Here is a 22,858-nt window from a genome sequence, read left to right on the forward strand (position 1 = left end):
TATATTTTTTGTTGTTTTAGGAGGTAGGAGAAGTTATGAGTAAAATTAGAATTGGGATTGTTGGTTTCGGAAATTTAGGTCGGGGAGTAGAAGCGGCGATTCAACAAAATCCAGATATGGAATTAGTGGCGGTGTTTACGCGCCGAGATCCAAAAACAGTGGCTGTTAAATCAAATGTGAAAGTTCTTCATGTGGACGATGCACAATCTTATAAAGATGAAATCGATGTGATGATATTATGTGGTGGTTCTGCAACAGATTTGCCAGAACAGGGACCATATTTTGCTCAATATTTTAATACAATTGATAGTTTTGACACACACGCACGTATTCCTGATTATTTTGATGCTGTCAATGCTGCAGCTGAACAATCCGGAAAAGTTGCAATTATTTCAGTTGGTTGGGACCCAGGATTATTCTCTTTAAATCGCCTTCTCGGTGAAGTTGTATTACCTGTAGGAAATACATATACGTTCTGGGGAAAAGGTGTAAGCCAAGGGCATTCTGATGCAATCCGCCGAATTCAAGGTGTAAAAAATGCTGTACAATATACAATTCCTATTGATGAAGCGGTAAATCGTGTGCGCAGTGGTGAAAATCCTGAACTTTCAACACGTGAAAAACATGCTCGAGAATGTTTTGTCGTATTAGAAGAAGGAGCAGATCCTGCAAAAGTAGAGCATGAAATCAAAACAATGCCAAATTATTTTGATGAATATGATACAACTGTACACTTTATTTCTGAAGAAGAATTAAAGCAGAATCATAGCGGAATGCCTCATGGTGGATTTGTTATTCGAAGCGGTAAAAGCGACGAAGGTCATAAACAAATTATTGAATTTAGTTTGAATCTTGAAAGCAATCCGATGTTTACTTCTAGCGCTCTGGTAGCTTATGCACGTGCTGCATATCGATTAAGTCAAAATGGAGATAAAGGTGCTAAAACAGTGTTTGATATTCCATTTGGCTTACTATCTCCTAAATCTCCAGAAGATTTAAGAAAAGAACTATTATAATTCTACGATAACCAAATTTTTAATCTCTAATCATCCAACTACGATGAAGTAGTTGGATGATTTTTTGTTGAAAAACCCCTCCCCTTCTCTTTTTAGACGTGATTTTCCTACTTATCTACTTCTATTTCTGAGTTAAGATATTAGTCAACCTTTGCTCCATAATAGTCACTCTACGAAAGATAATAGTCAAAACTGTGAACATAATTGCCAACTGTAAAAAAACAGTTTCAGAAATATTGGATAATAGTCAAAATCAATCTCATAATAGTCAAACTGCTATAAATAATAGTCAACATGATGAACTTAATAGCCAATTAATTGAAATTAAATGCTGAAAGTTAAGATATTAGTCAAAGTGAAGTAATTAATAGTCAAACGTTTCGCGATAATAGTCGAATTTAACAACATATTTGCCAAAGCATCTTTCTCCAACAGTCAATTAAAAAAGCAGGTTGAACAAGTCAACCTGCTTACTAAGCTAGAAATTATTTACCAGCCAATTTATTTCTTAATACCATCTGTAGGATACCGCCATGACGGTAGTAGTCTACTTCTACTTCTGAGTCGAAACGAGCTAAAGCTTGGAATTCTTTCACTGTTCCGTCTTCAGATTTAGCAGTTACTGTTAAAATTTGACGAGGTTTTACATCGTCAGTGATATTTACAGAGATCTCTTCTCTACCTGTTAAGCCAAGAGTATCTGCGTTTTCACCTGGCATGAATTGAAGTGGTAATACACCCATCATTACTAGGTTAGAACGGTGGATACGTTCATAGCTTTGTGCGATAACTGTTTTGATACCTAATAAGTAAGTACCTTTTGCAGCCCAGTCACGGCTAGATCCCATACCGTAATCGTTGCCAGCAAGAACTACTAAGCCAGTACCTTGTTCTTGATATTTCATTGCTGCATCATAAATGTATTCAACTTCGCCTGTTGGCCAGTAAGTTGTGAATCCACCTTCTGTACCAGGTGCTACTTGGTTGCGGATACGAATGTTTGCAAATGTACCACGCATCATGACTTCATGGTTACCACGGCGTGAACCGTAAGAGTTGAAGTCACGAATTGCTACACCTTTTTCTTGTAAGTATTTACCTGCAGGTGTATCTTTACCAATTGCACCAGCTGGTGAAATGTGGTCAGTTGTAATAGAGTCACCAAACTTCGCAATTACGCGTAAGCCTTTAAGCTCTTGAATTGGAGCTGGTTCTTTAGATAAACCTTGGAAGAATGGTGGGTTTTGGATATAAGTTGAATTTTCATCAAATGTGTATAGAGACTCAGTTGATGTTTCAATTGCATTCCATTTTTCGTTTGCAGTGAATACTGTTTCGTATTCTTTCTTGAATAATTCAGGTGTAACGACTTTATTTAAGATGCCGTATACTTCTTCAGATGATGGCCAGATGTCGTTGAAGTAAACATCTTTACCATCTTTGTCTTTCGCAATTGGATCTTTTTGTAGGTCGATATCTACAGTACCAGCTAAAGCATAAGCAACAACAAGTGGTGGTGATGCTAAGTAGTTAGCTTTTACTAATGGATGAACACGACCTTCGAAGTTACGGTTACCAGAAAGAACAGATGTTACAAATAAGTCTTTTGATTTAATTGCTTCTTCGATTTCTGGAAGTAATGGACCAGAGTTACCGATACATGTTGTACATCCGTAACCTACAGTGTTGAATCCGATTTGGTCAAGGTAATCTTGTAAACCAGAATCTTTTAAGTAACCTGTTACAACTTTAGAACCAGGTGCTAAAGATGTTTTTACCCATCTTGGTGGTTTAATACCAAGTTCAACCGCTTTTTTCGCAACAAGACCTGCAGCGATTAATACGTAAGGGTTTGATGTATTTGTACAAGATGTGATGGCAGCAATTGCTACAGCACCTGTAGGCATTTCTAATTCTTCGCCATCTTCAAATTTAATTGTTGAAGTTTTAGCAAATTCATCTTCTGTTAAGCCGAAACCTTGTACGCCCATTGGAGCTACAACCGCTTCACGATAACGTTTTTTCATTTCAGAAAGCGGGATTAAGTCTTGTGGACGTTTTGGACCAGAAAGGTTTGGTTCGATTTCGTCTAATTTGATTTCTAATACGTCTGTGTAAACTGGATCGAAGTTTGGATCAAAGAACATATCATTTTCTTTTAAGTATTTTTCAACAACTTGAACGTGTTCTTCATCGCGTCCAGTTAAACGCATGTAGTTTAGTGATTCATTGTCAATTGCGAAGAAACCGCAAGTTGCACCATATTCTGGAGCCATGTTAGAAATTGTTGCACGGTCTGCAAGTGGCAATGTAGCTACACCTGGACCGAAGAACTCAACGAATTTACCAACTACACCGCGTTTACGTAATACTTGAGTTACTTTTAATGCTAAGTCCGTTGCAGTAGCACCGTTTGGAAGTTTACCAGTTAATTTAACACCGATAACTTCTGGAATTGTGAAGTAAGATGGTTGACCAAGCATACCAGCTTCAGCTTCGATACCACCAACACCCCAACCAAGAACGCCAAGACCGTTAATCATTGTAGTGTGGGAGTCAGTACCAACTACTGAATCTGGGAATGCTTCGAATGTGCCATCTTCATTTTCTTTAACGTGAATAACTGGTGCTAAATACTCTAAGTTTACTTGGTGTACGATACCAGTTGCAGGTGGTACAGCACGGAAGTTATCGAATGCAGTTTGAGCCCATTTTAAGAATTTGTAACGTTCAGCATTGCGTTCAAATTCTAAATCCATGTTTGCTTGTAAAGCAGTTGGAGAACCGTATTTGTCAACTTGTACAGAGTGGTCAATTACAAGGTCAACAGGAATTTCTGGATTGATTTTTGATGGGTCTCCACCTAATTCTTTCATAGCAGAACGTAAAGAAGCTAAGTCTACTACTACTGGTACTCCAGTGAAGTCTTGTAGAACTACGCGAGAAGGTTTGAATGGTACTTCTCCTTCTGGATCTGCACCTTCTGCCCATTTTGCAAGATTATTTACGTGTTCTTCTTTGATTACATAGTCATCATATTGACGTAGAACAGATTCTAATAATACTTTGATTGAATAAGGTAGGCGTGAAACTTTTGCAATGCCTGCTTCTTCTAAAGCAGCTAAACGGTAATAATAATACGTTTTACCATTTAACTCAAAAGAAGCACGACTGTTGTGTAAGTTGCTCTTTGTCATATGTAATCCCCCTATATAAATTTTGAAAAGGCTTGCTAGTTCTTTTCTCCATGACCAATCATAACTCACTTATCTTCATAAGTAAATTACATTAAAATTATGTTTTGTCATTAGAGATTTTTATGACCCATTTGGGCAATTAAATTTTATTCCAAAAGATTCAAGAATTCAACGATGTGTATAAAAATGCTACATTCATGAATTCTATGAATATTTTGGATAATGCTAATTATAGTTTATACTTAACAATAAAAAAATTAAAGAGAGATTTTCTATTAATTATTCCCTATTTCTAGTCAGTTATTATATTGATAATTCACTTAAGATTTCATCTTTATCATTTTTGACTACTATATGAAAATGTTCGGAATCTTGGAGTTTTTCCAAATCAACATACCAAATGAAATAATCATTTACCTTATATAAATCAATTGTTTCTTTTGGTAATGTTGAAAGATTGAGCAATGTTGCTTTTTCACCATTTACGATCACTTCTACTTGTCCTTCTTTATTTATTAATCCATATAGAATTTTTCCATCAGAATGAGCGGAAGTGATTTCATTTTCATTTAAACGCTTTGGCAGCTTTGCGTATACACCGTTACCGCTTGACCATCCTTTCAAATTTTTCTTTACTACACCCGTACCAAAATAGTTTCCATTGGACAAAAAGAAATATCGATGTTCTTTTTCTGTTTTCGGCCCTTCAATCCACTCATACTCTGCATCTTTTGGCAATGCTTCTTGCGGCGTGTCAAACCCTTCACCTGAAAATTGAATTGTAATCTGTTGGAACAAAAAGGCCAGAATTATGATTAATGCTGCAAATAATACCGCCCTTGTAAACCTGCTTCTCATGTATTTTCTTCCCTTCTTTAATTTTCATTGCGTCCTTATTTGAGAAAACCTTTAATATAAAAATTTAACATTTCATAAAATGAAGCGTACTCACCATTATGACTTAAATTTCAATACTTCTCACCACAACCCCAAATGGCTTTTATACACTTATTCAAGGAAATGACCACTTTACTCCTCTGTCCTTACTGAAGAAGGAATTAAATCCTTATACCATTTTAACGAAGACCCCTTATAACGACATCATTTTTTTACTTAGTTTCATTAAAAAAGGATTAGAATTCCAATTTTTTAGTGAGAATAGTTATATGTAAGTTTTTAGGAGGGGTTAAATGGTAATTCGTTTGTTTTACAATTTGATGTTTTCAAAATATAAAACACTAAAAGGTGCATTAGCTAAAGCGAGTAACGGTGAAGCAGTACAGCTGTTACCTAAAAAATATAAAGAATCAATTCAATTTGAAAAAGATATGACACTCATTGGTGATGGGAATGGTCAAACCGTTATTGAAGGAATGTTTATCATTCCCAAGAACGTTCGTATTACGTTTAAAAAAATGAAAGTTTCACCGACTGCCCAATTATATGTTGAGGGTGAAGCGATTTTTGAACACTGCATCATCGAAGGAAATGTGGATGTACTCATTACAGTAAACGGAGGATATTTAAAAGGTGTTAATAGCAATTTTAGAAAAGCAAAAGAAGTAGGAATCGCACTCCTAAATAATAGTAATGGTGTATTTATCAACTGCAAGTTTCATCATAATGGAAAAATGCAGCTTTTTGCAAAAAACTCAAAAGCTTTTTTAGAATCATGTGAATGTTCAAATGCTTTGAAAGGATTTTGGATCACAGATCAATCTTTTATGCAAACAAAGAAATGCCATTTGCACCATCACGCAGAAAGACAAATTTCAGTGGAAAGATCAACATACATGGATTTTAATAGTTCAATTGAACGTGGTGAAGGATTTGGAATTGTAGTCGAAGAAGCTTCAGATGTTTTTTTACATTCAACCATTCTTTACTCCCATAATGCTACTCAACTCTTTGTTGACAATAGTGTATTGAATGGAAAGCAATGCACAATTCAACATGGAAATGAATGCGGTGTCATCTTGCAAAATAGTGATGGAACACTATCCCATTGTGAGATTTCAAATCATCATAATATCAATGTTCAAGCAAGAAAAAAATCTAAAATGCAAATTGAGCGTTGTGAAATTCATTCAGGACATGAAAATGGATTATTAATAAGTAAAGAATCTATAGTCAATTGTAATGAAACGGTTATTAAAGATCATTTATCCGCTCAAGTGGCAATCACCGAAAAGTCGTTTTGTTCTATGAAAGATTGTTTAATTGTAAATGGCCGACACGTTGGAATATATGTAGAAAAAAAATCGGAGTGTATGCTCCTCCAATGTCAAATTACGCAAAACAACAATTCCGCTATTAATGTTGATCGCGGAATCATGAGAGTATACCGCTGTGAAATTTCAGAAAATAACGGAAACGGAATATTGGCAGTGACAAATTCATTGGTGGAAGTAGACGGGTGCAACTTTTATTACAACCAAATGCCCCATATTGCATGTAAATCAAAGGTAAAAATTTATTTAAGCAATTCGGATTTTCAACGTGGTAAAAGTATATTTCTGTTACATCGTTGTGAGATTTACGCAATTCACACGAAGTTTCATAATAGTATGAATGTACAAATTGAAATAAATGATCATTCCACTGCAAAATTCGAACATTGCCAAATATATAATGGAAAATCCTATGGAGTAAAGGTTTTGAAAGATTCAAACTTCTTTTTCTATCATAGTCAAATCTTCCAACATGATTTAGCTCAAATTGTTGTCAATGATAGTTCCGTTATATTGAATAATTCTGAGATTTATCAAGGGAAACGAAATGCTTTATTTATTCAAAACCACAGTGAAGTGTATATTCAAGAAAGTTTTATTTCGAAACATTTACAAGCTCAAATTTGGATTGATTACGAATCCATATTAGAGCTCATGAGTGTGCAATTAACAGATGGAGCGCATTCAGATTTACATGCGCAAAATCAATCAAAAATCTATGTAGAAAATAGCATTATTCGCAATGACAAATATCGCTATAATGTGCAAGCATTAAACAATTCAAAAATTGAAATCGTCAAAACCATCGTTGAAAATAAATACGGTGATGTGTACTATAGCGAAAATAATAGTTCCATCAATAATTCCGATTATTGATGGAATTTTTTGTTGTAGTTTAGCTAAATGTTTACTGATATATTATGAAAAATGTTCTATTTGCTGCAATTTTAGTTTTCGAAACTAGCAAACTATGAGAAAATAGTTAGTTGGAAAGGAAGAGATTCGAAAGATATGACTACTTTAGAAAAAATTACTCCAAATTATGATCCGTGGGAAAGTTATTTAGATGTTATGCAATACGGAAAACTTGTATTGTCGAATATTGAGTTTACAACAACTTATTTATGCAATATGCGCTGTGCTCATTGTGCGGTTGGATACACTTTACAAACAAAAGATCCAGATGCACTACCTCTTGAATTACTGTTAAAACGATTGGACGAAATTCCAACATTAAGGTCTTTGAGTATAACTGGCGGAGAGCCAATGCTTAGCAAAAAATCAATTCAACATTATGTGAAACCAATTTTACAATATGCCCATGAACGAGGAATTCGTACGCAAATTAATTCGAATTTAACCCTTGATTTAGAAAGATATTTGGAAATTGCGCCTTATATTGATGTGCTCCATATTTCTCACAATTGGAGTACGATTGATGAATTCGTTGAAACGGGCTTTGCGATGATGGATAGAAAACCAACTTATGAACAGAGAGCGAAATTGTTTGAACGTATGATTGAAAATGCTCGCGCTTTAAGTGAACAAGGTGTCATGGTTTCGGCGGAAACGATGTTGAACAAAAAAACGGTTCCATACATTGAACAGATTCATCATCAAGTAGTTCATGAAATGAAGTGTAAAAGGCACGAAATACACCCAATGTACCCATCCGATTTCGCTTCGTCATTAACAAGTCTTTCATTGGATGAAACACGCGATGCCATTCGCCATTTACTCGACATTCGAGATGAAAATACGTGGATGCTATTTGGTACACTTCCGTTTTATCATTGCAGTAAGAAAGAAGAAGATTTAGCATTGTTAAAACGATTAAAAGAAGCAAAAAATGTGACGTTGCGCAATGATCCGGATGGCCGTTCTCGTTTAAACGTCAATATCTTTACAGGAGACGTTATTGTCACTGATTTTGGTGACACTCCTCCTCTTGGAAATATTCAATCAGATTCATTAGTAGAAATCTTTGATAAGTGGTTGGATACACCTTTAGCAAAATCATTAAATTGCCATTGTCCAGCTGTGAAATGTTTAGGCCCTAATGTGCTTGTGAAAAACATGTATTATCCTAATGTAACATTTGAAAGTGGTTCAGCTAAGAAATAAAAATGGTGTCTAGAAAGTCGAAAGCTTTCTAGACACCATTTTACTTAATGAACATAAATCTTTGCTTCTGCGGTAGTCGAAACAAGTTTCTAATATCCTCATCGCAAATAAATTGGACTAAAGTTGCGCCACAGTTACAAAGGGACCGTCTTTTTCAGCCGACAATTTTGTGATTAATGATCGAAATTCAAAATCTGTTGAAAATCGATTGCCATCGGAATTGGAGGAATTTCGGATACTATATCTGATTCTGTTAAATTTAAAGGATAAAATGAATATTTTTCTTCAAAATCTACAGATATAGTGAGATTCTGTTCTATTGAGTCAATCGTAATATTAGATAATAATGCTTCGGTTGAAAAATCAACATTTGAAATATGATCGATTGTTGATAAAACATGATGAAGTTCTTCTTGTGAATATGGCAAAGATTCATTTTCTAATAATGGTTTCATTTCTTGCTGAAGAAATTCTTGTATTTCACGTATACATTGAAACTCATTTAATTTATTTACATATTTTTCTATATTCCTCTGCTGTTTTTTTCTGTTGCTATTTAATAAATGAGCTTTATTCATTATTTTTTCAAGTTGTTGTTGAGTTAAATCATTAATATGATCTTGGGTATTATATAAATCGTTAAGTAAATCAAGTTCAAGTCTTTTAATAGAATTATATGCATCTTTACACTTACACTGTAATTGATTCAGATGTTCTGCCTTCTTTAATAATAAATTGATTTCATTAGAATTGTCTTGAATTAATGGTTTTACAAACTTTTTACGTAAAAGCTTCTTTTCTTGTTTTTCAAAATATTGATATTCCAGCATATATTCACTATGAAGTTTTCGATATTCTCGCACTTTTTCATGATACTTTATTGCAAGTGTAACAAATAGATCAACTCTGTCGTCTTTTAAATATTTTTCAAATTCAAGAACTTGTAGTAACTGGTATAGCGTTTGAATATTTTTAAATATTTGGCTAATATGAGCATATTCTTTTTCATATTCAGATAAGATTTTTAAATCTCTTTCATAGCTTGAACGTTCTATCGTATTATTGAATGTTGCTAGATTTTTCATATAATTTGCAGCGGACAAATAAGGTTCGCGTTCCGGTATTAACTTTACTTCCCTTTCGAATAATTCAATCCACTGTTTAAATCGAAAGGCAATGTTTTTAGCCCTTTTTATGTTTTGCTTCGATAAATGGTTTATTTTAGTATGCAAGACGTTAATATGGCTATCAATATAAAGCTGCATATTATGGGATTTTTTTGCCTCCATCGCTTGTTGGATGGAAACACCAATAAATTCTTCGACGAAATCACCGTAGCGTTTTTTTTCAGATGCGATAAAATCTTCTATAATTTTGTCTTCATATTTGCTAGTGTTCAAAATAAAAAATGGCTTTTTCCCCATTTGATGAATCTTCTTTAATTGATCTAATTCTTCTTGTAATAACACTGTGTCATAATTCAATACCCAAAACACATCGTCTGCTCGCTGTATAAGCGTTTCAGATATATATAAATCCCCTTTTTGCCCTGCTTCCAACGGTGCCGAATCAATAAATATGACGTTCTTTAGTATTTCACAGTCAATATAAATCTCTATATAACTCAAATATTTTCGGAGAATATCCCCAACAAGTGTATTTGTATCAATGAATAGATGTAAATGTTTCATATCGAAATGAACAATTGTTCCATCTACAAATATTGCCTTTATTCTTTCTTTTTTTCCGTACCGAATCAAAGTATTTACATGCGTTCTGTTTCCTTCAGGCAGTATATTTCTACCAATGAGTGCATTGATTAGTGAAGTTTTTCCTGCTTTTTCCTTACCAATAAATAATACGATATATGGAGATTCAGCATCTTCAATCAGTTGTTTTAATTTATTGGAAGTATATTTTATATACGCATTTTTTTCTACTTTTGAAGAAAGTGTTTTTAATTTCTCAGTGAATCCGTTATTGGTTTTTGTTAAAAAACTATTTTTTCCAATCATCGAATCAATCCTTTATCCTTTTATATAGTATAATTATATATGGTTTCTTTTATTGGAAATTGTATCTAAAGTGAAAATAAGAAAAGATGCTCACGGTTTTTTTACAAATTAGTCATTTGAACTTATTCGTTTTTTGGAAAAACAGAAATGTTAGTATTTTTTTTTTGATAAATGTAAAAATAATATAAAGTTTTGTAGGAAAATACGCTTAGGAATTAATAGTAAAAAAGCGATAACGTTTTTTGAGAATTACATTAGAGGTGGCATCATGAAGATAAAAAATCAATCAGCAATTTTATTCGGTATGTCCATCGCATTACTAACTGGTTGTGGAAGTATGATTGAGAGTGAAGAATTAAAGTTATCGAGCAATCAACAATATAGCCCAATGCAGCTTTCTATGGAATCACAAGAAGTGTTGACGGTTCAAACGGTGGAATTTTCTAGCAAAGAAAGCGTGGCCAAATTAGGGGTTGCATTATTTGATTTTGAAACAAAGCAAGAGATTGAGCGAGGAATTGTTGACCAAAACGGAATGGTTCATTTTGAGCAAGTATTTCCCGAAGTACTTTATGATATTGTTATTTATCGCATTACGGATCATGGAGAATGGATGGAGCAATCTCGAGAAAGTATTGTATTTAATCCTTCAAAACCAATTATACAAATTGAAACGTTCAATGTTTCACCTAAAGACAGTTTAAAGGTGCCAGTGGTACTGCAAAATCCTGAATTACCAAACGGTTGTGAAATTACATCATTGACTGCCATTTTAAATTACTATGGCATCAAAATGGATAAGCTTCAAATGAATGAATATTTACCTAAATCAAAAGTATATACAAAAAATGGCGTCACATATGGGCCAGATCCAAATAAAGCTTATGCTGGGGATCCGAAAGAAAAAGATGGCGGTTATTATGTATATGCTCCACCATTGGTAGATGTTGCAAATAAAGTATTAGCAGAAAACAATTTGGAATTCCGAGCATTAGATATAACGAATGCCACGAAACAAGAACTAATTGACTATGTTAAATCTGGTGTTCCTGTATTAACATGGGTAACAATCGATTGGAAAGAACCACGCAAATTTAGTCATTGGGTAATTGAAGGAACAAATCAAAAGCATGGGGTTTATAAGAATTTACATGCAGTAGTGTTGACTGGTTATCAAAATGGAAAAGTGACGATTATGAATCCATTAACAGGTATCGAGAAAATTGATGAAAAAACATTTTTCCGTACTTATAAACAGTTAGGTTCCCATGCATTGGTAATATTGTAGCGATTGTAGCACTTTCATGAATTTTCTCATTTGAGACAAAAATTCACAAGATGAAGTTTTATGCGGTCTCTTTTTTGGAGCCGCATCATTTTTTTAAATTACACCAATAGTGAAGTTTTTTGGATGCCAACAAAACTTTCCACTTCCTTATTAATCAATATAATTAATTAGAAAAATTTTCGAGATAAAACTCCTGCATTAAAGACTGATGACAATATATAAACGGTTTAAACGAGAATATATAGTGTATTTATTAGAGCTTTTTAAGAACAATTCTCAACCGTATTTTATTACATTAAAAAGAGCGTCCGAAATGACGCCCTTTTTTAATAAATTTATTTAAATACAATTCGTTTTTCTTCATATTCTTTAATTTTATCTTCATATTTAAATGTTAAAGCAATTTCATCCCAACCATTTAACAACATTTCTTTGTAGTATGGGTCGATGTTAAAGTGGTAAACTGCTCCATCTTCCCCTGTGACAGTTTGTTCAGATAGATTTACTTCCACTATATAAGGTTTTTGGAGTCCTTTCTCCAATATTTCGTCCACTTCTACTTCTTTTAATTTAACAGGCAAAATTCCATTTTTGAAGCAGTTGTTATGGAAAATATCTGCAAAGCTTGGAGCGATAATCACTCTAAATCCGTAATCCAATATCGCCCATGGTGCGTGTTCCCGGGACGAACCACAACCAAAGTTATCCTGTGCTACTAGAATTTTTGCTTCTTTATATTCGGGTTTATTTAATACGAAGTCTGAAATTTCATTTCCATTTTCGTCGTAACGCCAATGGTAAAACAAATATTTACCAAATCCAGTACGTTCAATACGTTTTAAAAATTCCTTTGAAATGATTTGATCTGTATCAACATTTTTTCGATCCAATGGTGCTATGACACTTTTGATGATATTAATTGGCTCCATTTTTAACCCGCCTTTCAACTATGCTTCTTGTTTTTGTTTCAAATATTCTCGGACATCGACGAAACGACCTTCGATTGCAGCAGCTGCTGCCATTGCTGGACTGACTAAGTGCGTACGTGCTCCAGCTCCTTGACGCCCTTCAAAGTTTCGGTTGGAAGTGGATGCACAACGTTCTCCTGATGGAATGATGTCTTCGTTCATGCCAAGACAAGCGGAACATCCGGAATTGCGCCATTCAAAACCAGCTTCAATAAAGATTTTATCTAAGCCTTCTTCTTCAGCAGCTTTTTTCACTGAGTGAGAACCTGGAACAACGATTGCTCGAACGCCCGGTGCCACTTTCTTCCCTTTTACAATGCTCGCTGCTGTGCGCAAATCTGATAAACGGGAATTTGTACAAGAACCGATAAAGACGTGCTGAATTTCAATGGATGTAATTGGTTGCCCTTCTTCTAATCCCATATATTCTAGTGCTTTTCTTAAAGCTTGCTTATCTGTTTCGGATTCGTAATCATCTGCAGTCGGTACATTTTTTGTTACACCTGTACCCATCGATGGATTTGTACCCCAAGTTACAACCGGTTCGATTTCACTTGCATCAATTTCAAGAACTTTATCATAGGTGCATCCTGGGTCAGATGCTAAACTTAACCAGTATTCAGCTGCTTTTTCAAATTCTTCTTTCGGTGCAAAACGACGACCACGTAAATATTCAATCGTTTTTTCGTCAGGTGAGATTAATCCTGCTTTTGCTCCAGCTTCAATGGACATATTACAGATTGTCATGCGCTCTTCCATTGAAAGATTACGGATGGCTTCCCCTGTAAATTCAATAATATGACCTGTACCTAAGCCAACTCCCCATTTTGCAATAATGGCTAATATGATATCTTTTGCAGTGACACCAAAACCTAGTTTTCCATTTACACGAACTTCCAAAGTTTTTGGTTTATTTTGCCATAATGTTTGAGTTGAAAGAACATGTTCTACTTCTGAAGTACCGATACCAAATGCTAATGCGCCAAACGCACCATGTGTGGAAGTATGGGAGTCGCCGCAAACGATTGTTTTCCCTGGTTGTGTCAAACCTAGTTCAGGTCCGATTACATGAACAATTCCTTGATCTGGATGGCCGATATCAGCGAGTTGAATTCCAAATTCTTCACAGTTTTTTGCTAATGTGTTAATTTGTTTTTTCGCAATAGGGTCATTGATTGTATAAATATCTTTCGTAGGGACATTGTGATCCATCGTTGCAAAACATAAATCTGGACGACGAACTTTTCGACCAGCAAGTCTTAATCCTTCAAAGGCTTGTGGAGAAGTTACTTCATGTATTAAGTGAAGATCGATATATAATAAATCTGGTTTCCCTTCTTCTCGATGTACAACATGTGATTCCCAAACTTTTTCAATAATATTTTTCGCCATCTTAACCACCAACCTTTAAATATATGATTCCATGATACTATCAGCTACAAAACTTGTATCGATTTCAGCGATGACTTTGTCAGTCCATTCATCAGTTGTTAAAGCATGTTCTTTATCCTTCGCTAAATCCATTGTGAAGTAACCATCTTCGAATACAGCATTTACTGCACGTTCAATCTCTGCAGCTTCTTCTTTTAAACCAAAGGAATATTGAAGCATCATTGCCACTGAAAGAATCGCTGCTGCTGGATTTGCAATACCTAAACCTGCGATTTCAGGAGCGGATCCGTGAACCGGCTCGTATAGACCAAAAGAATCTCCCCGGATGGATGCAGATGGTAGCACCCCTAATGATCCGGTAATAACAGATGCCTCATCGCTTAAAATATCTCCAAACATATTATCCGTAACAACGACATCATAATGGCTTGGATTTGTGATAAGCTTCATGGCAACGGAGTCTACTAAGTTATGTTCCACTTCAACTTCTGGATATTGATGCTTTTTCTCCTCAACCACTTCACGCCATAAACGTGATGTTTCAAGAACATTTGCTTTATCTACCGAGCAAAGTTTACCTCGTCTTAATTTTGCAAGTTCAAATGCATTATCTACAATTCGTTCAATTTCTTTACGAGTATATATACTTAAGTCACTTGCTTCTGATTCTGTACGTTTCTTTTCTCCGAAGTATATTCCCCCAGTTAATTCACGGACAATCAATAAATCAACATTATCTGCAACTTCTCTTTTCAAAGGAGATGAATCAAGTAAACTTGGAAAAGCTTTTACAGGTCGCAAATTTGCAAATAAGTCAAAGGTTTTGCGAATTTGCAATAATCCTTTTTCTGGTCTTAATTCAGGAGGATTGTTATCCCATTTCGGACCACCTACAGCACCAAGTAAAATAGCATCGCTCTGTTTACAAAGTTCAATCGTATCTTCTGGAAGTGGAGTGTTAAATTGATCAATCGCAGATCCTCCGATTGATGCATAAGCTAATTGAAAGTCATGTTTATATCTTTTCCCGATAGCTTGAAGTACCCGAACAGCTGCTGCAACGACTTCAGGACCAATACCATCACCAGGAAGAACCGTAATTTTCTTTTCCATGTTATAAAACACCTTTCTATAGAGATTTAAAGAGTAAAGGAAAACCCAATGTTTAACAAACGCCATCAAATTTTTGGTTATTTGATGGCGTACGAAATGTATGTTAATACATTACTAGATTTAATAATTTTATATTTGAGCTACATGTTTCTTTACGAAGTTTTCGTGAATGATATGTCTGTTAATTGCGTCAATAAATGCATTAGCAGTTGCTTCAAGAACGTCTTGAGCTGAGTCGCGACCTGTTGTAGTGACGTCATTATAACGAATTTTAACAACGGCATCTGCTAAAGCATCTCGTCCTTTGCTAACAGATTTTACTTGGAAATCCAATACATTTACTTTTGTATCAACTAATTGTTCAAGCGTATTAAATATCGCTTCAACTGATCCGGCTCCTGTTGCTGCAAGTGTCTTAGTTTCCCCTTCAGGAGTAGTGACAGAAGCAGTTGCCGTTGGAATATTATCTGTACCATAAGATACTTGAACGCTATTTAATTCAAATTTTGCGATATTTTCAATTGAAACGGATTGTTCAGTTAGCAATGTAATTAAATCTTCTTCCGTAATCTCTTTTTTGCGATCTGCAAGCTTTTTGAATTCTTCAAAAGCTTTATTTAATTTTTCATCCGATAATTCGAAGCCCATTTTTTCAGCTCGATCACGGAATGCAGCGCGACCAGAGTGTTTACCGAGAACAAGTGGAACTTCTCCTTCTCCAACTAATTCAGGAGATATAATTTCATACGTTTCTTTATGTTTTAACACGCCATCTTGATGAATTCCAGATTCATGGGCAAAGGCATTTTTACCAACAACCGCTTTATTTGGAGGCACTAAGAATCCTGTTAAACGACTAACTAATTGAGATGTTCTTTTTATTTCTTTTAAATTGATGCCCGTTTCAGCTTGATAATAATCATTTCGAATATGAAGGGCTACCGCAATTTCTTCTAAAGAAGCATTTCCTGCACGTTCACCAATTCCGTTAATAGTACATTCGATTTGATCTGCACCATTTTGCATTGCTGCTAATGAATTGGCAACAGCCATTCCTAAGTCATCATGACAATGGGCTGAGAATTTTACTCTCTCTGAACCTCGTACATTTTCTTTTAAATATCTGAATAATTCACCATATTCTTGAGGTGTAGCATAGCCAACTGTATCGGGAATGTTAATTGTTGTGGCGCCAGCTTCAATAACTTTTTCGATAATGCGAACTAAAAATTCACGATCAGAGCGAAAACCATCTTCTGCTGACCATTCTACAAGTGGGAAGAATTTTTTCGCATATTTTACTGCCTCTACCGCCTGTTCCACGACTTGATCAGGTGTTTTTTTCAATTTGTATTCCATATGGATTGGACTTGTTGCTAAGAATACGTGTACATGTGGCTGTTCAGCAACTTTCAATGCTTCCCAAGCACGATCGATATCATGTTGTACACAGCGAGCTAAACCTGTGACGATTGAGTTTTTTACAGTGCTTGCGATTTTGTTCACTGCATCAAAGTCACCGGGGCTAGAAGCAGGAAAACCTGCTTCTATAATCGTTACCCCAAGGCGTTCTAATTGTTTTGCAATTTCAATTTTTTCTGCGGTATTTAAGTTAATGCCAGGTGATTGTTCACCATCGCGTAAAGTTGTATCAAAAATATCAATCTTTCTCACTATTTAATCACTACCTTTCGATTTCCAGCGTTAATGAAAGGCATCATTTGACGCAACTCAGCGCCCACTTTTTCAATTTGATGCTCTTTCTCTTTTTGTTTGTATTCGTTGTATTGTGGACGACCATTTGCATTTTCTTCTAACCATTCTTTTGCAAATTTACCACTTTGAATATCTTCAAGTATTTTTTTCATGTTAGCTTTTACATCTTCGGTAATTACACGTGGACCTGATACATAGTCACCCCATTCAGCTGTATCTGAAATTGAGTAACGCATGTTAGAGAATCCACCTTCGTAAATCAAGTCAACGATTAGTTTCATTTCATGTAAACATTCGAAATATGCACTTTCTGGTTGGTATCCAGCTTCAACTAATGTCTCAAAACCAGCTTTAATTAAGTGAGTTACCCCACCGCAAAGTACTGCTTGCTCACCGAATAAGTCAGTTTCCGTTTCTTCTTTGAACGTTGTTTCAAGAACGCCTGCACGAGCAGAACCAATTCCTTTTGCCCAAGCAAGAGCAAGATTTTTCGCATTGCCAGTAGCATCTTGATATACACCAATTAATGCTGGTACACCCGCACCTTCAGTGTAAGTACGGCGAACTAAGTGACCAGGTCCTTTTGGTGCCACTAAGAATACGTCCACATCAGCTGGAGGTACGATTTGTTGGTAGTGAATATTAAATCCATGAGCAAATACTAGTGCATTTCCTGGCTCTAAGTTTGGAGCAATTTCTGCTTCATACACTGCTTTTTGAACTTCATCTGGAAGCAAAATCATGATGACATCCGCTTCTTTTGAAGCCTCAGCAACAGTTTTTACTGCTAAGCCATCTTCTTTTGCTTGTTCTGCAGATTTACCTGGGCGAATACCTACGCGTACATCAAAACCAGATTCTTTTAAGTTTTGAGCGTGTGCATGCCCTTGAGAACCGTATCCGATTACTGCGATTTTTTTCTCTCTTAATACTGTTTCATCGATTTCGTTATGATAGTACATTTTTGTCATTTTAATTTCCCCCTAATAATTGTTAATTTTCAAAAGATTTATATTATTTCAATGTCAAAGATAGTTCTGAAAACTAACTTTGCATTGTGACGTTAAGACCACTTTATTCGCTTTATTTTAAAAGTGAAAGGGTTGGTTGATCATAGAAGTTTTGTTGTACTTCTCGTACTGTAGCAGTAACACCTGTTCGAGTTAATTCTTTGATGCCATATGGTCGAACAAGTTCGATAAAAGCATCGATTTTATCCGGATGTCCAATCACTTGATATGTGACTACATTTTTAGAGGTATCCACAATTTGAGGTCGAAATGGCTCAACAATTGCATTCATTTCCAGCCTTAAATTCGGCGGTGAAACAACTTTTACAAGTGCCAATTCGCGTAGAACAATCGCTTTGTCAGTAATGTCATTCACCTTTAAAACATCGATTTGTTTAGATAATTGTTTAATGAGCTGTTCCAGTTTGACATCATCTTCAATATTAACTACTAGCGTCATTTTTGAGATATTTGGCTGTTCTGTATGACCAACTGTAATGGATTCAATATTGAATTGTCTTTTCATTAACAATCCTGTTACGCGGTTCAGTACGCCGCTTTGATTGATAACATTTACAGTAATTACTCGTTTCAAATTCTTTTCACCCCTACCATTTCATGAAGCGCCTTACCCGATGGCACCATTGGATATACATTTTCTAATTGTTTTACTCGGCAATCAACAACCACCGGTTCATCGGAATTAATCGCTTCAGTTAAGATTTTTTCTGCTTCATCCATATTTCTAATGCAATATCCTTTTAGTCCATAGGCTTCAGCTAGTTTAACAAAGTCTGGTTGAACTGGCATTAAACTTTGTGAGTAGCGGCTTTCATAGAATAATTCTTGCCATTGACGTACCATGCCGAGCGCTGCATTGTTTATGATAATTACCTTTACTGGTAGGTTGAATTCTTTTAATAATGCAAGTTCTTGGGCTGTCATTTGGAAACCGGCATCTCCGACGATGGAGATTACTTTTTTATCCGGCTTGGCAAATTGAGCTCCAATAGCAGCTGGGAAACCGAATCCCATCGTTCCTAAGCCGCCAGATGTCACCCATTGATGGCTATGATTTTGAAGATAGTATTGAGCAGTCCACATTTGGTGTTGCCCTACATCTGTCGTAACAATAGCATCACCATTTGTAATGGTATGAATCATCTCGATTACTTGCTGTGGTAACATTTCTTTTTCATCTTCCACATACCAATATGGATACTCTGTTCTCATATTGTTTAAATAGTCAATCCAACCTGCCGTATCTGGCGCTTTAAAATCATTTTTCAATAAAGATTTCAATGCTTCTTTTGCATCAGCAACAATTGGAATGTCTGTACGAATGTTTTTGCCAATTTCAGCTGGATCGATATCGATATGAATGATTTTTGCTTTCGGAGCAAATCGTGATGTATCACCTGTTAATCGATCATCAAATCGAGAACCGATATTAATAATTAAATCTGACTCCGTGATAGCATTGTTAGCTACGACTGCACCGTGCATTCCACCCATGCCATAATTTAGCTCATGATTGCCCGGAATACTTCCTAATCCAAGTAGCGTAGTAACAACTGGAAGTTTGTATTTTTCGACAAATTCTACGAGTTCTTCACTAGCGTTCGCAAATAGTACCCCTGCTCCAACAAGAACAACTGGTTTTTTTGCTTCACTGATTGCTTGAATAGCTTTCTGAATTTGCAAATAATTCGGTTTATAAGTTGGCTGATAACCTGGCAAATAAACTTCATCTGGCACATTCGCTTTTGATTCATCAAAAATTGCGTTTGAAATATTTTTTGGCAAGTCGATGAGCACTGGCCCTTTTCTACCTGTGTTTGCAATATGAAAAGCTTCTTTTACAATTCGTGGAATGTCGTTAACATCTTGGACTTGATAATTATGTTTTGTAATTGGTGTTGTAATTCCGATAATATCCGCTTCTTGGAATGCATCAGAACCAATTACATTTGTTGCCACTTGCCCTGTAAAAATGACTAATGGAATGGAATCAATCATCGCATCGGTGATTCCTGTTACTAAATTCGTTGCACCTGGACCGCTTGTTGCGATGACAACCCCTGGTTTATTTAAAACACGCGCATATCCTTCTGCTGCGTGGATTGCTCCTTGTTCATGACGAGTTAAAATATGTCGTATCGGATTTTTATACATTGCATCATATAAATGTAAAACTGCACCACCTGGATAGCCAAAGACGATATCAACACCTTGCTCTTGCAATGCTTGAATTAAAATTTCTGCACCATTTTTAGGTTTGTTTTCAATTTTTTGCATTTCTGCTGGTGTGGCATCAATTTTTGCGTTTGTTGACGCATTCGCAGTCATTGTATATACATCCTCCTTCTAAATCTCTAAAATAAAAAAGCCTTTTTCTCCAACGCAAAAGAAGACCTTTTGCGAAGGGATGAAAAAGACTTTTCATGGTACCACCCTTTTTCGTAGCGAAATCGCTACCTCTGCGAATAGCTGTAACATCCCATCTCATTGAAGAAATAAATCTTCAACGGCAACTTAGATGGGAAAGCTATTCATTGGTAACGGTGCACGAAATAGTGCCCGGAGCTATCTAATAGCATTACGCGTTTAATAGCTCACTCCGAGGGGATGTCGGATATAGTTGTATCATCGGCTTCCACCAATACCGACTCTCTGGTAGATACAATGCTCTATATCCTTTAACCTCATCATTGAATTAAACAGTTATTTGTATATTTTTTAATGTTCATATTTAACGCAATTTTAAGAAAATTATATTTTCATAATGCCGCCTTTAGAAGCGTTTGTCACAAGTTTTGAATATCTTGCTAACCATCCGGATTTAATTTTTGGTTCAAATGGTTTTAGTTGATTACGCCGATTTTCTAATTCTTCTTCTGAAACTTTTAAGTTGATTGTTCGGTTCGGTAAATCGATTTCGATTATATCACCATTTTTAACTAAAGCAATTGGTCCACCTTCAGCTGCTTCAGGTGAAATATGCCCAATGGAAATACCACGTGATGCACCACTAAATCGTCCATCTGTAATGAGAGCAACCTTCGTTCCAAGTCCTCTGCCGACTATAGCAGAAGTTGGAGCAAGCATCTCAGGCATACCAGGACCACCTTTTGGTCCTTCATAGCGAATAACTACAACATGCCCTTCCCTTACCTTGCCTTCATCAATAGCAGCTAAAGCTTCTTCTTGAGAATCAAAAACAATTGCTTCGCCTGTAAACACTTTTATTGATGGATCAACAGCTCCTACTTTAATGACAGAGCCTTCAGGTGCTAGATTTCCATATAGAATTGATAAACCGCCAACCGGACTATATGGGTTATCTTTCGTTCGAATTACATTTGTATTTGTTATTTCATAGCCTTGAACTAGTTCACCTATTGTTTTGCCTGCAACTGTAGGACGATTTGGATGAATGCAGCCAGGGATTTTTGTTAATTCGTTTATGATGGCACTTACTCCACCAGCTTTATTGATGTCATCCATCGAAATATCGGATGCTGGCATGATTTTTGCAATATATGGAACACGTTCAGCAATTTTATTAATGTCTTCTAAGTTATAATCAATTCCCGCTTCATTAGCAATGGCTAACGTATGTAATACTGTATTTGTAGAACCGCCCATAGCCATGTCTAAAGCAAAAGCATCGTCAATTGCTTCTTTTGTAATAATATCGCGAGGACGAATATCTTCTTCAATCATGCGAATTAAATGTCTTGCTGCTTCACGAATAAGTTCTTTTCTTTGTTCACTCGTAGCAACGATTGTACCGTTGCCGGGAAGAGTAACTCCGAGCATTTCCATTAAACAGTTCATAGAATTTGCCGTAAACATTCCTGAACAAGATCCGCAAGTTGGGCAAGCATTCATTTCAATATCTTTAAATTCTTCTTCAGTCATTTGACCTGACTTATACGCACCTACTCCTTCAAATACTGAAGATAATGAAAGTTGTTTTCCTGTAGAACTTCTTCCCGCTTCCATTGGTCCACCGGAAACAAATATTGAAGGAACGTTTGTGCGAACTGCAGCCATTAACATTCCAGGCGTGATTTTGTCACAGTTTGGAATGAAAAAGACGCCATCAAACCAGTGAGCATTAATCACTGTTTCAGCAGAATCAGCAATGAGTTCACGGCTAGGTAAAGAGTAGCGCATTCCGATATGACCCATCGCAATTCCATCATCAACACCAATTGTGTTGAATTCAAATGGAATTCCTCCTGCTTCAATGATTGCCTCTTTAACTTCTTCAGCAAATTCACGTAAGTGTACGTGACCAGGAATAATATCGATGTAAGAGTTACAAACACCGATAAATGGTTTACCTAAGTCTTTAGGTTTTACTTTCCCCGTAGCATATAGCAAGCTACGGTGAGGAGCACGATCAACTCCTACTTTAATCATATCACTTCTCATACTCTCAAACGCCCCTCACAAATACTAATATTTCCAATGTAGCGATTACGGGTAATAATCATTTCTCCGACTAATGATTATAATAATTTGTTCAAGTTCTTTGGAAAAAGTGTCGGTGAAATTGTTGTCATAATAGTACATAAATGACCCTTTCGTCAACCATATTTTTTAAATTTTTTATAAAATTTCAAAAATTCAATTTTATTGCAAACGTTTTCTTTCTACGTTTTGTTGGAATTATTCTTATACTTTCATTTTTTTTCTGAATTTAATAAAATTAAAATTTTTTAGATCCAACAATTATTATTGGGAATAATAATCGGATTTCATTTTGAGTAATTCGTG

The 22,858-nt window shown here is 35.6% G+C and carries 15 protein-coding genes and 1 other annotated feature; of the genes, 4 read left to right on the forward strand and 11 right to left on the reverse strand.

All coding sequences use genetic code 11. The annotated features are described in order from the left end of the window. The first annotated feature begins 35 nt into the window (after positions 1-35). Entirely contained in the window at positions 36-1,016 is a 981-nt protein-coding gene (locus tag NSQ18_RS14445) for a diaminopimelate dehydrogenase (protein ID WP_339288484.1), read from the forward strand. A gap of 485 nt (positions 1,017-1,501) precedes the next feature. Here NSQ18_RS14445 and acnA read toward each other — a convergent pair whose 3' ends face one another. After that, positions 1,502-4,213, reverse strand: coding sequence for an aconitate hydratase AcnA (gene acnA, locus NSQ18_RS14450; protein ID WP_339288486.1), 2,712 nt, complete (start codon positions 4,211-4,213; stop codon positions 1,502-1,504). A gap of 303 nt (positions 4,214-4,516) precedes the next feature. Continuing rightward, positions 4,517-5,071, reverse strand: a complete 555-nt coding sequence (locus NSQ18_RS14455; RefSeq protein ID WP_016838075.1) for a hypothetical protein — start codon at positions 5,069-5,071, stop codon at positions 4,517-4,519. Positions 5,072-5,403: 332 nt separating this feature from the next. Between NSQ18_RS14455 and NSQ18_RS14460 the strand changes: the two genes are divergently transcribed. Continuing rightward, entirely contained in the window at positions 5,404-7,320 is a 1,917-nt protein-coding gene (locus tag NSQ18_RS14460) for a right-handed parallel beta-helix repeat-containing protein (protein ID WP_016838074.1), read from the forward strand. Between the two features lie 135 nt (positions 7,321-7,455). Beyond that, positions 7,456-8,568 (forward strand): radical SAM/CxCxxxxC motif protein YfkAB, encoded by a 1,113-nt coding sequence (yfkAB, locus tag NSQ18_RS14465; protein WP_016838073.1) that lies wholly within the window; start codon positions 7,456-7,458, stop codon positions 8,566-8,568. A 173-nt stretch (positions 8,569-8,741) separates the two neighbouring features. Here yfkAB and NSQ18_RS14470 read toward each other — a convergent pair whose 3' ends face one another. Next, positions 8,742-10,583 (reverse strand): dynamin family protein, encoded by a 1,842-nt coding sequence (locus NSQ18_RS14470; RefSeq protein WP_339288488.1) that lies wholly within the window; start codon positions 10,581-10,583, stop codon positions 8,742-8,744. A gap of 268 nt (positions 10,584-10,851) precedes the next feature. Between NSQ18_RS14470 and NSQ18_RS14475 the strand changes: the two genes are divergently transcribed. Next, complete coding sequence (locus tag NSQ18_RS14475) at positions 10,852-11,871, forward strand: C39 family peptidase (protein ID WP_016838071.1); 1,020 nt, start codon at positions 10,852-10,854, stop codon at positions 11,869-11,871. Between the two features lie 335 nt (positions 11,872-12,206). Here NSQ18_RS14475 and leuD read toward each other — a convergent pair whose 3' ends face one another. The 8 genes from leuD to ilvD form a co-directional block, all read right to left on the reverse strand. Then, positions 12,207-12,800, reverse strand: coding sequence for a 3-isopropylmalate dehydratase small subunit (gene leuD, locus NSQ18_RS14480; RefSeq protein WP_016838070.1), 594 nt, complete (start codon positions 12,798-12,800; stop codon positions 12,207-12,209). 18 nt (positions 12,801-12,818) lie between these two features. Then, on the reverse strand, positions 12,819-14,231 hold the full coding sequence (gene leuC / locus NSQ18_RS14485) for a 3-isopropylmalate dehydratase large subunit (RefSeq protein WP_016838069.1): 1,413 nt from the start codon (positions 14,229-14,231) through the stop codon (positions 12,819-12,821). Positions 14,232-14,246: 15 nt separating this feature from the next. Next, positions 14,247-15,344, reverse strand: a complete 1,098-nt coding sequence (leuB, locus tag NSQ18_RS14490; protein ID WP_016838068.1) for a 3-isopropylmalate dehydrogenase — start codon at positions 15,342-15,344, stop codon at positions 14,247-14,249. Positions 15,345-15,473: 129 nt separating this feature from the next. Then, positions 15,474-17,018 (reverse strand): 2-isopropylmalate synthase, encoded by a 1,545-nt coding sequence (locus NSQ18_RS14495; protein ID WP_016838067.1) that lies wholly within the window; start codon positions 17,016-17,018, stop codon positions 15,474-15,476. After that, positions 17,018-18,031 carry a ketol-acid reductoisomerase gene (gene ilvC, locus NSQ18_RS14500; RefSeq protein WP_016838066.1) on the reverse strand — a complete coding sequence of 338 codons (1,014 nt, stop codon included), beginning with the start codon at positions 18,029-18,031 and terminating at the stop codon, positions 17,018-17,020. Before ilvC ends, NSQ18_RS14495 begins: the two co-directional genes overlap by 1 nt. A 112-nt stretch (positions 18,032-18,143) precedes the next feature. Further along, positions 18,144-18,665, reverse strand: coding sequence for an acetolactate synthase small subunit (gene ilvN / locus NSQ18_RS14505; protein WP_016838065.1), 522 nt, complete (start codon positions 18,663-18,665; stop codon positions 18,144-18,146). Further along, complete coding sequence (gene ilvB, locus NSQ18_RS14510; protein WP_247595844.1) at positions 18,662-20,368, reverse strand: biosynthetic-type acetolactate synthase large subunit; 1,707 nt, start codon at positions 20,366-20,368, stop codon at positions 18,662-18,664. The genes ilvN and ilvB overlap by 4 nt, the downstream gene beginning before the upstream one ends. A 123-nt stretch (positions 20,369-20,491) precedes the next feature. Beyond that, positions 20,492-20,791 (reverse strand) — a binding site (T-box leader). A gap of 51 nt (positions 20,792-20,842) precedes the next feature. Then, positions 20,843-22,513 carry a dihydroxy-acid dehydratase gene (gene ilvD, locus NSQ18_RS14515; protein ID WP_016838063.1) on the reverse strand — a complete coding sequence of 557 codons (1,671 nt, stop codon included), beginning with the start codon at positions 22,511-22,513 and terminating at the stop codon, positions 20,843-20,845. Positions 22,514-22,858 lie beyond the last annotated feature (345 nt).

It is taken from the genome of Ureibacillus sp. FSL K6-0786 (assembly GCF_037965165.1).
Classification (GTDB): Bacteria; Bacillota; Bacilli; order Bacillales_A; family Planococcaceae; genus Ureibacillus; species Ureibacillus thermosphaericus.

What these genes read in the sequence shown, in the direction of transcription:
- NSQ18_RS14445 (WP_339288484.1), top strand. Translation starts at nt 36, where the DNA reads ATGAGTAAAATTAGAATTGGGATTGTTGGTTTCGGAAATTTAGGTCGG.
- acnA (WP_339288486.1), bottom strand. Translation starts at nt 4,213, where the DNA reads ATGACAAAGAGCAACTTACACAACAGTCGTGCTTCTTTTGAGTTAAAT.
- NSQ18_RS14455 (WP_016838075.1), bottom strand. Translation starts at nt 5,071, where the DNA reads ATGAGAAGCAGGTTTACAAGGGCGGTATTATTTGCAGCATTAATCATA.
- NSQ18_RS14460 (WP_016838074.1), top strand. Translation starts at nt 5,404, where the DNA reads ATGGTAATTCGTTTGTTTTACAATTTGATGTTTTCAAAATATAAAACA.
- yfkAB (WP_016838073.1), top strand. Translation starts at nt 7,456, where the DNA reads ATGACTACTTTAGAAAAAATTACTCCAAATTATGATCCGTGGGAAAGT.
- NSQ18_RS14470 (WP_339288488.1), bottom strand. Translation starts at nt 10,583, where the DNA reads ATGATTGGAAAAAATAGTTTTTTAACAAAAACCAATAACGGATTCACT.
- NSQ18_RS14475 (WP_016838071.1), top strand. Translation starts at nt 10,852, where the DNA reads ATGAAGATAAAAAATCAATCAGCAATTTTATTCGGTATGTCCATCGCA.
- leuD (WP_016838070.1), bottom strand. Translation starts at nt 12,800, where the DNA reads ATGGAGCCAATTAATATCATCAAAAGTGTCATAGCACCATTGGATCGA.
- leuC (WP_016838069.1), bottom strand. Translation starts at nt 14,231, where the DNA reads ATGGCGAAAAATATTATTGAAAAAGTTTGGGAATCACATGTTGTACAT.
- leuB (WP_016838068.1), bottom strand. Translation starts at nt 15,344, where the DNA reads ATGGAAAAGAAAATTACGGTTCTTCCTGGTGATGGTATTGGTCCTGAA.
- ilvC (WP_016838066.1), bottom strand. Translation starts at nt 18,031, where the DNA reads ATGACAAAAATGTACTATCATAACGAAATCGATGAAACAGTATTAAGA.
- ilvB (WP_247595844.1), bottom strand. Translation starts at nt 20,368, where the DNA reads ATGCAAAAAATTGAAAACAAACCTAAAAATGGTGCAGAAATTTTAATT.
- ilvD (WP_016838063.1), bottom strand. Translation starts at nt 22,513, where the DNA reads ATGAGAAGTGATATGATTAAAGTAGGAGTTGATCGTGCTCCTCACCGT.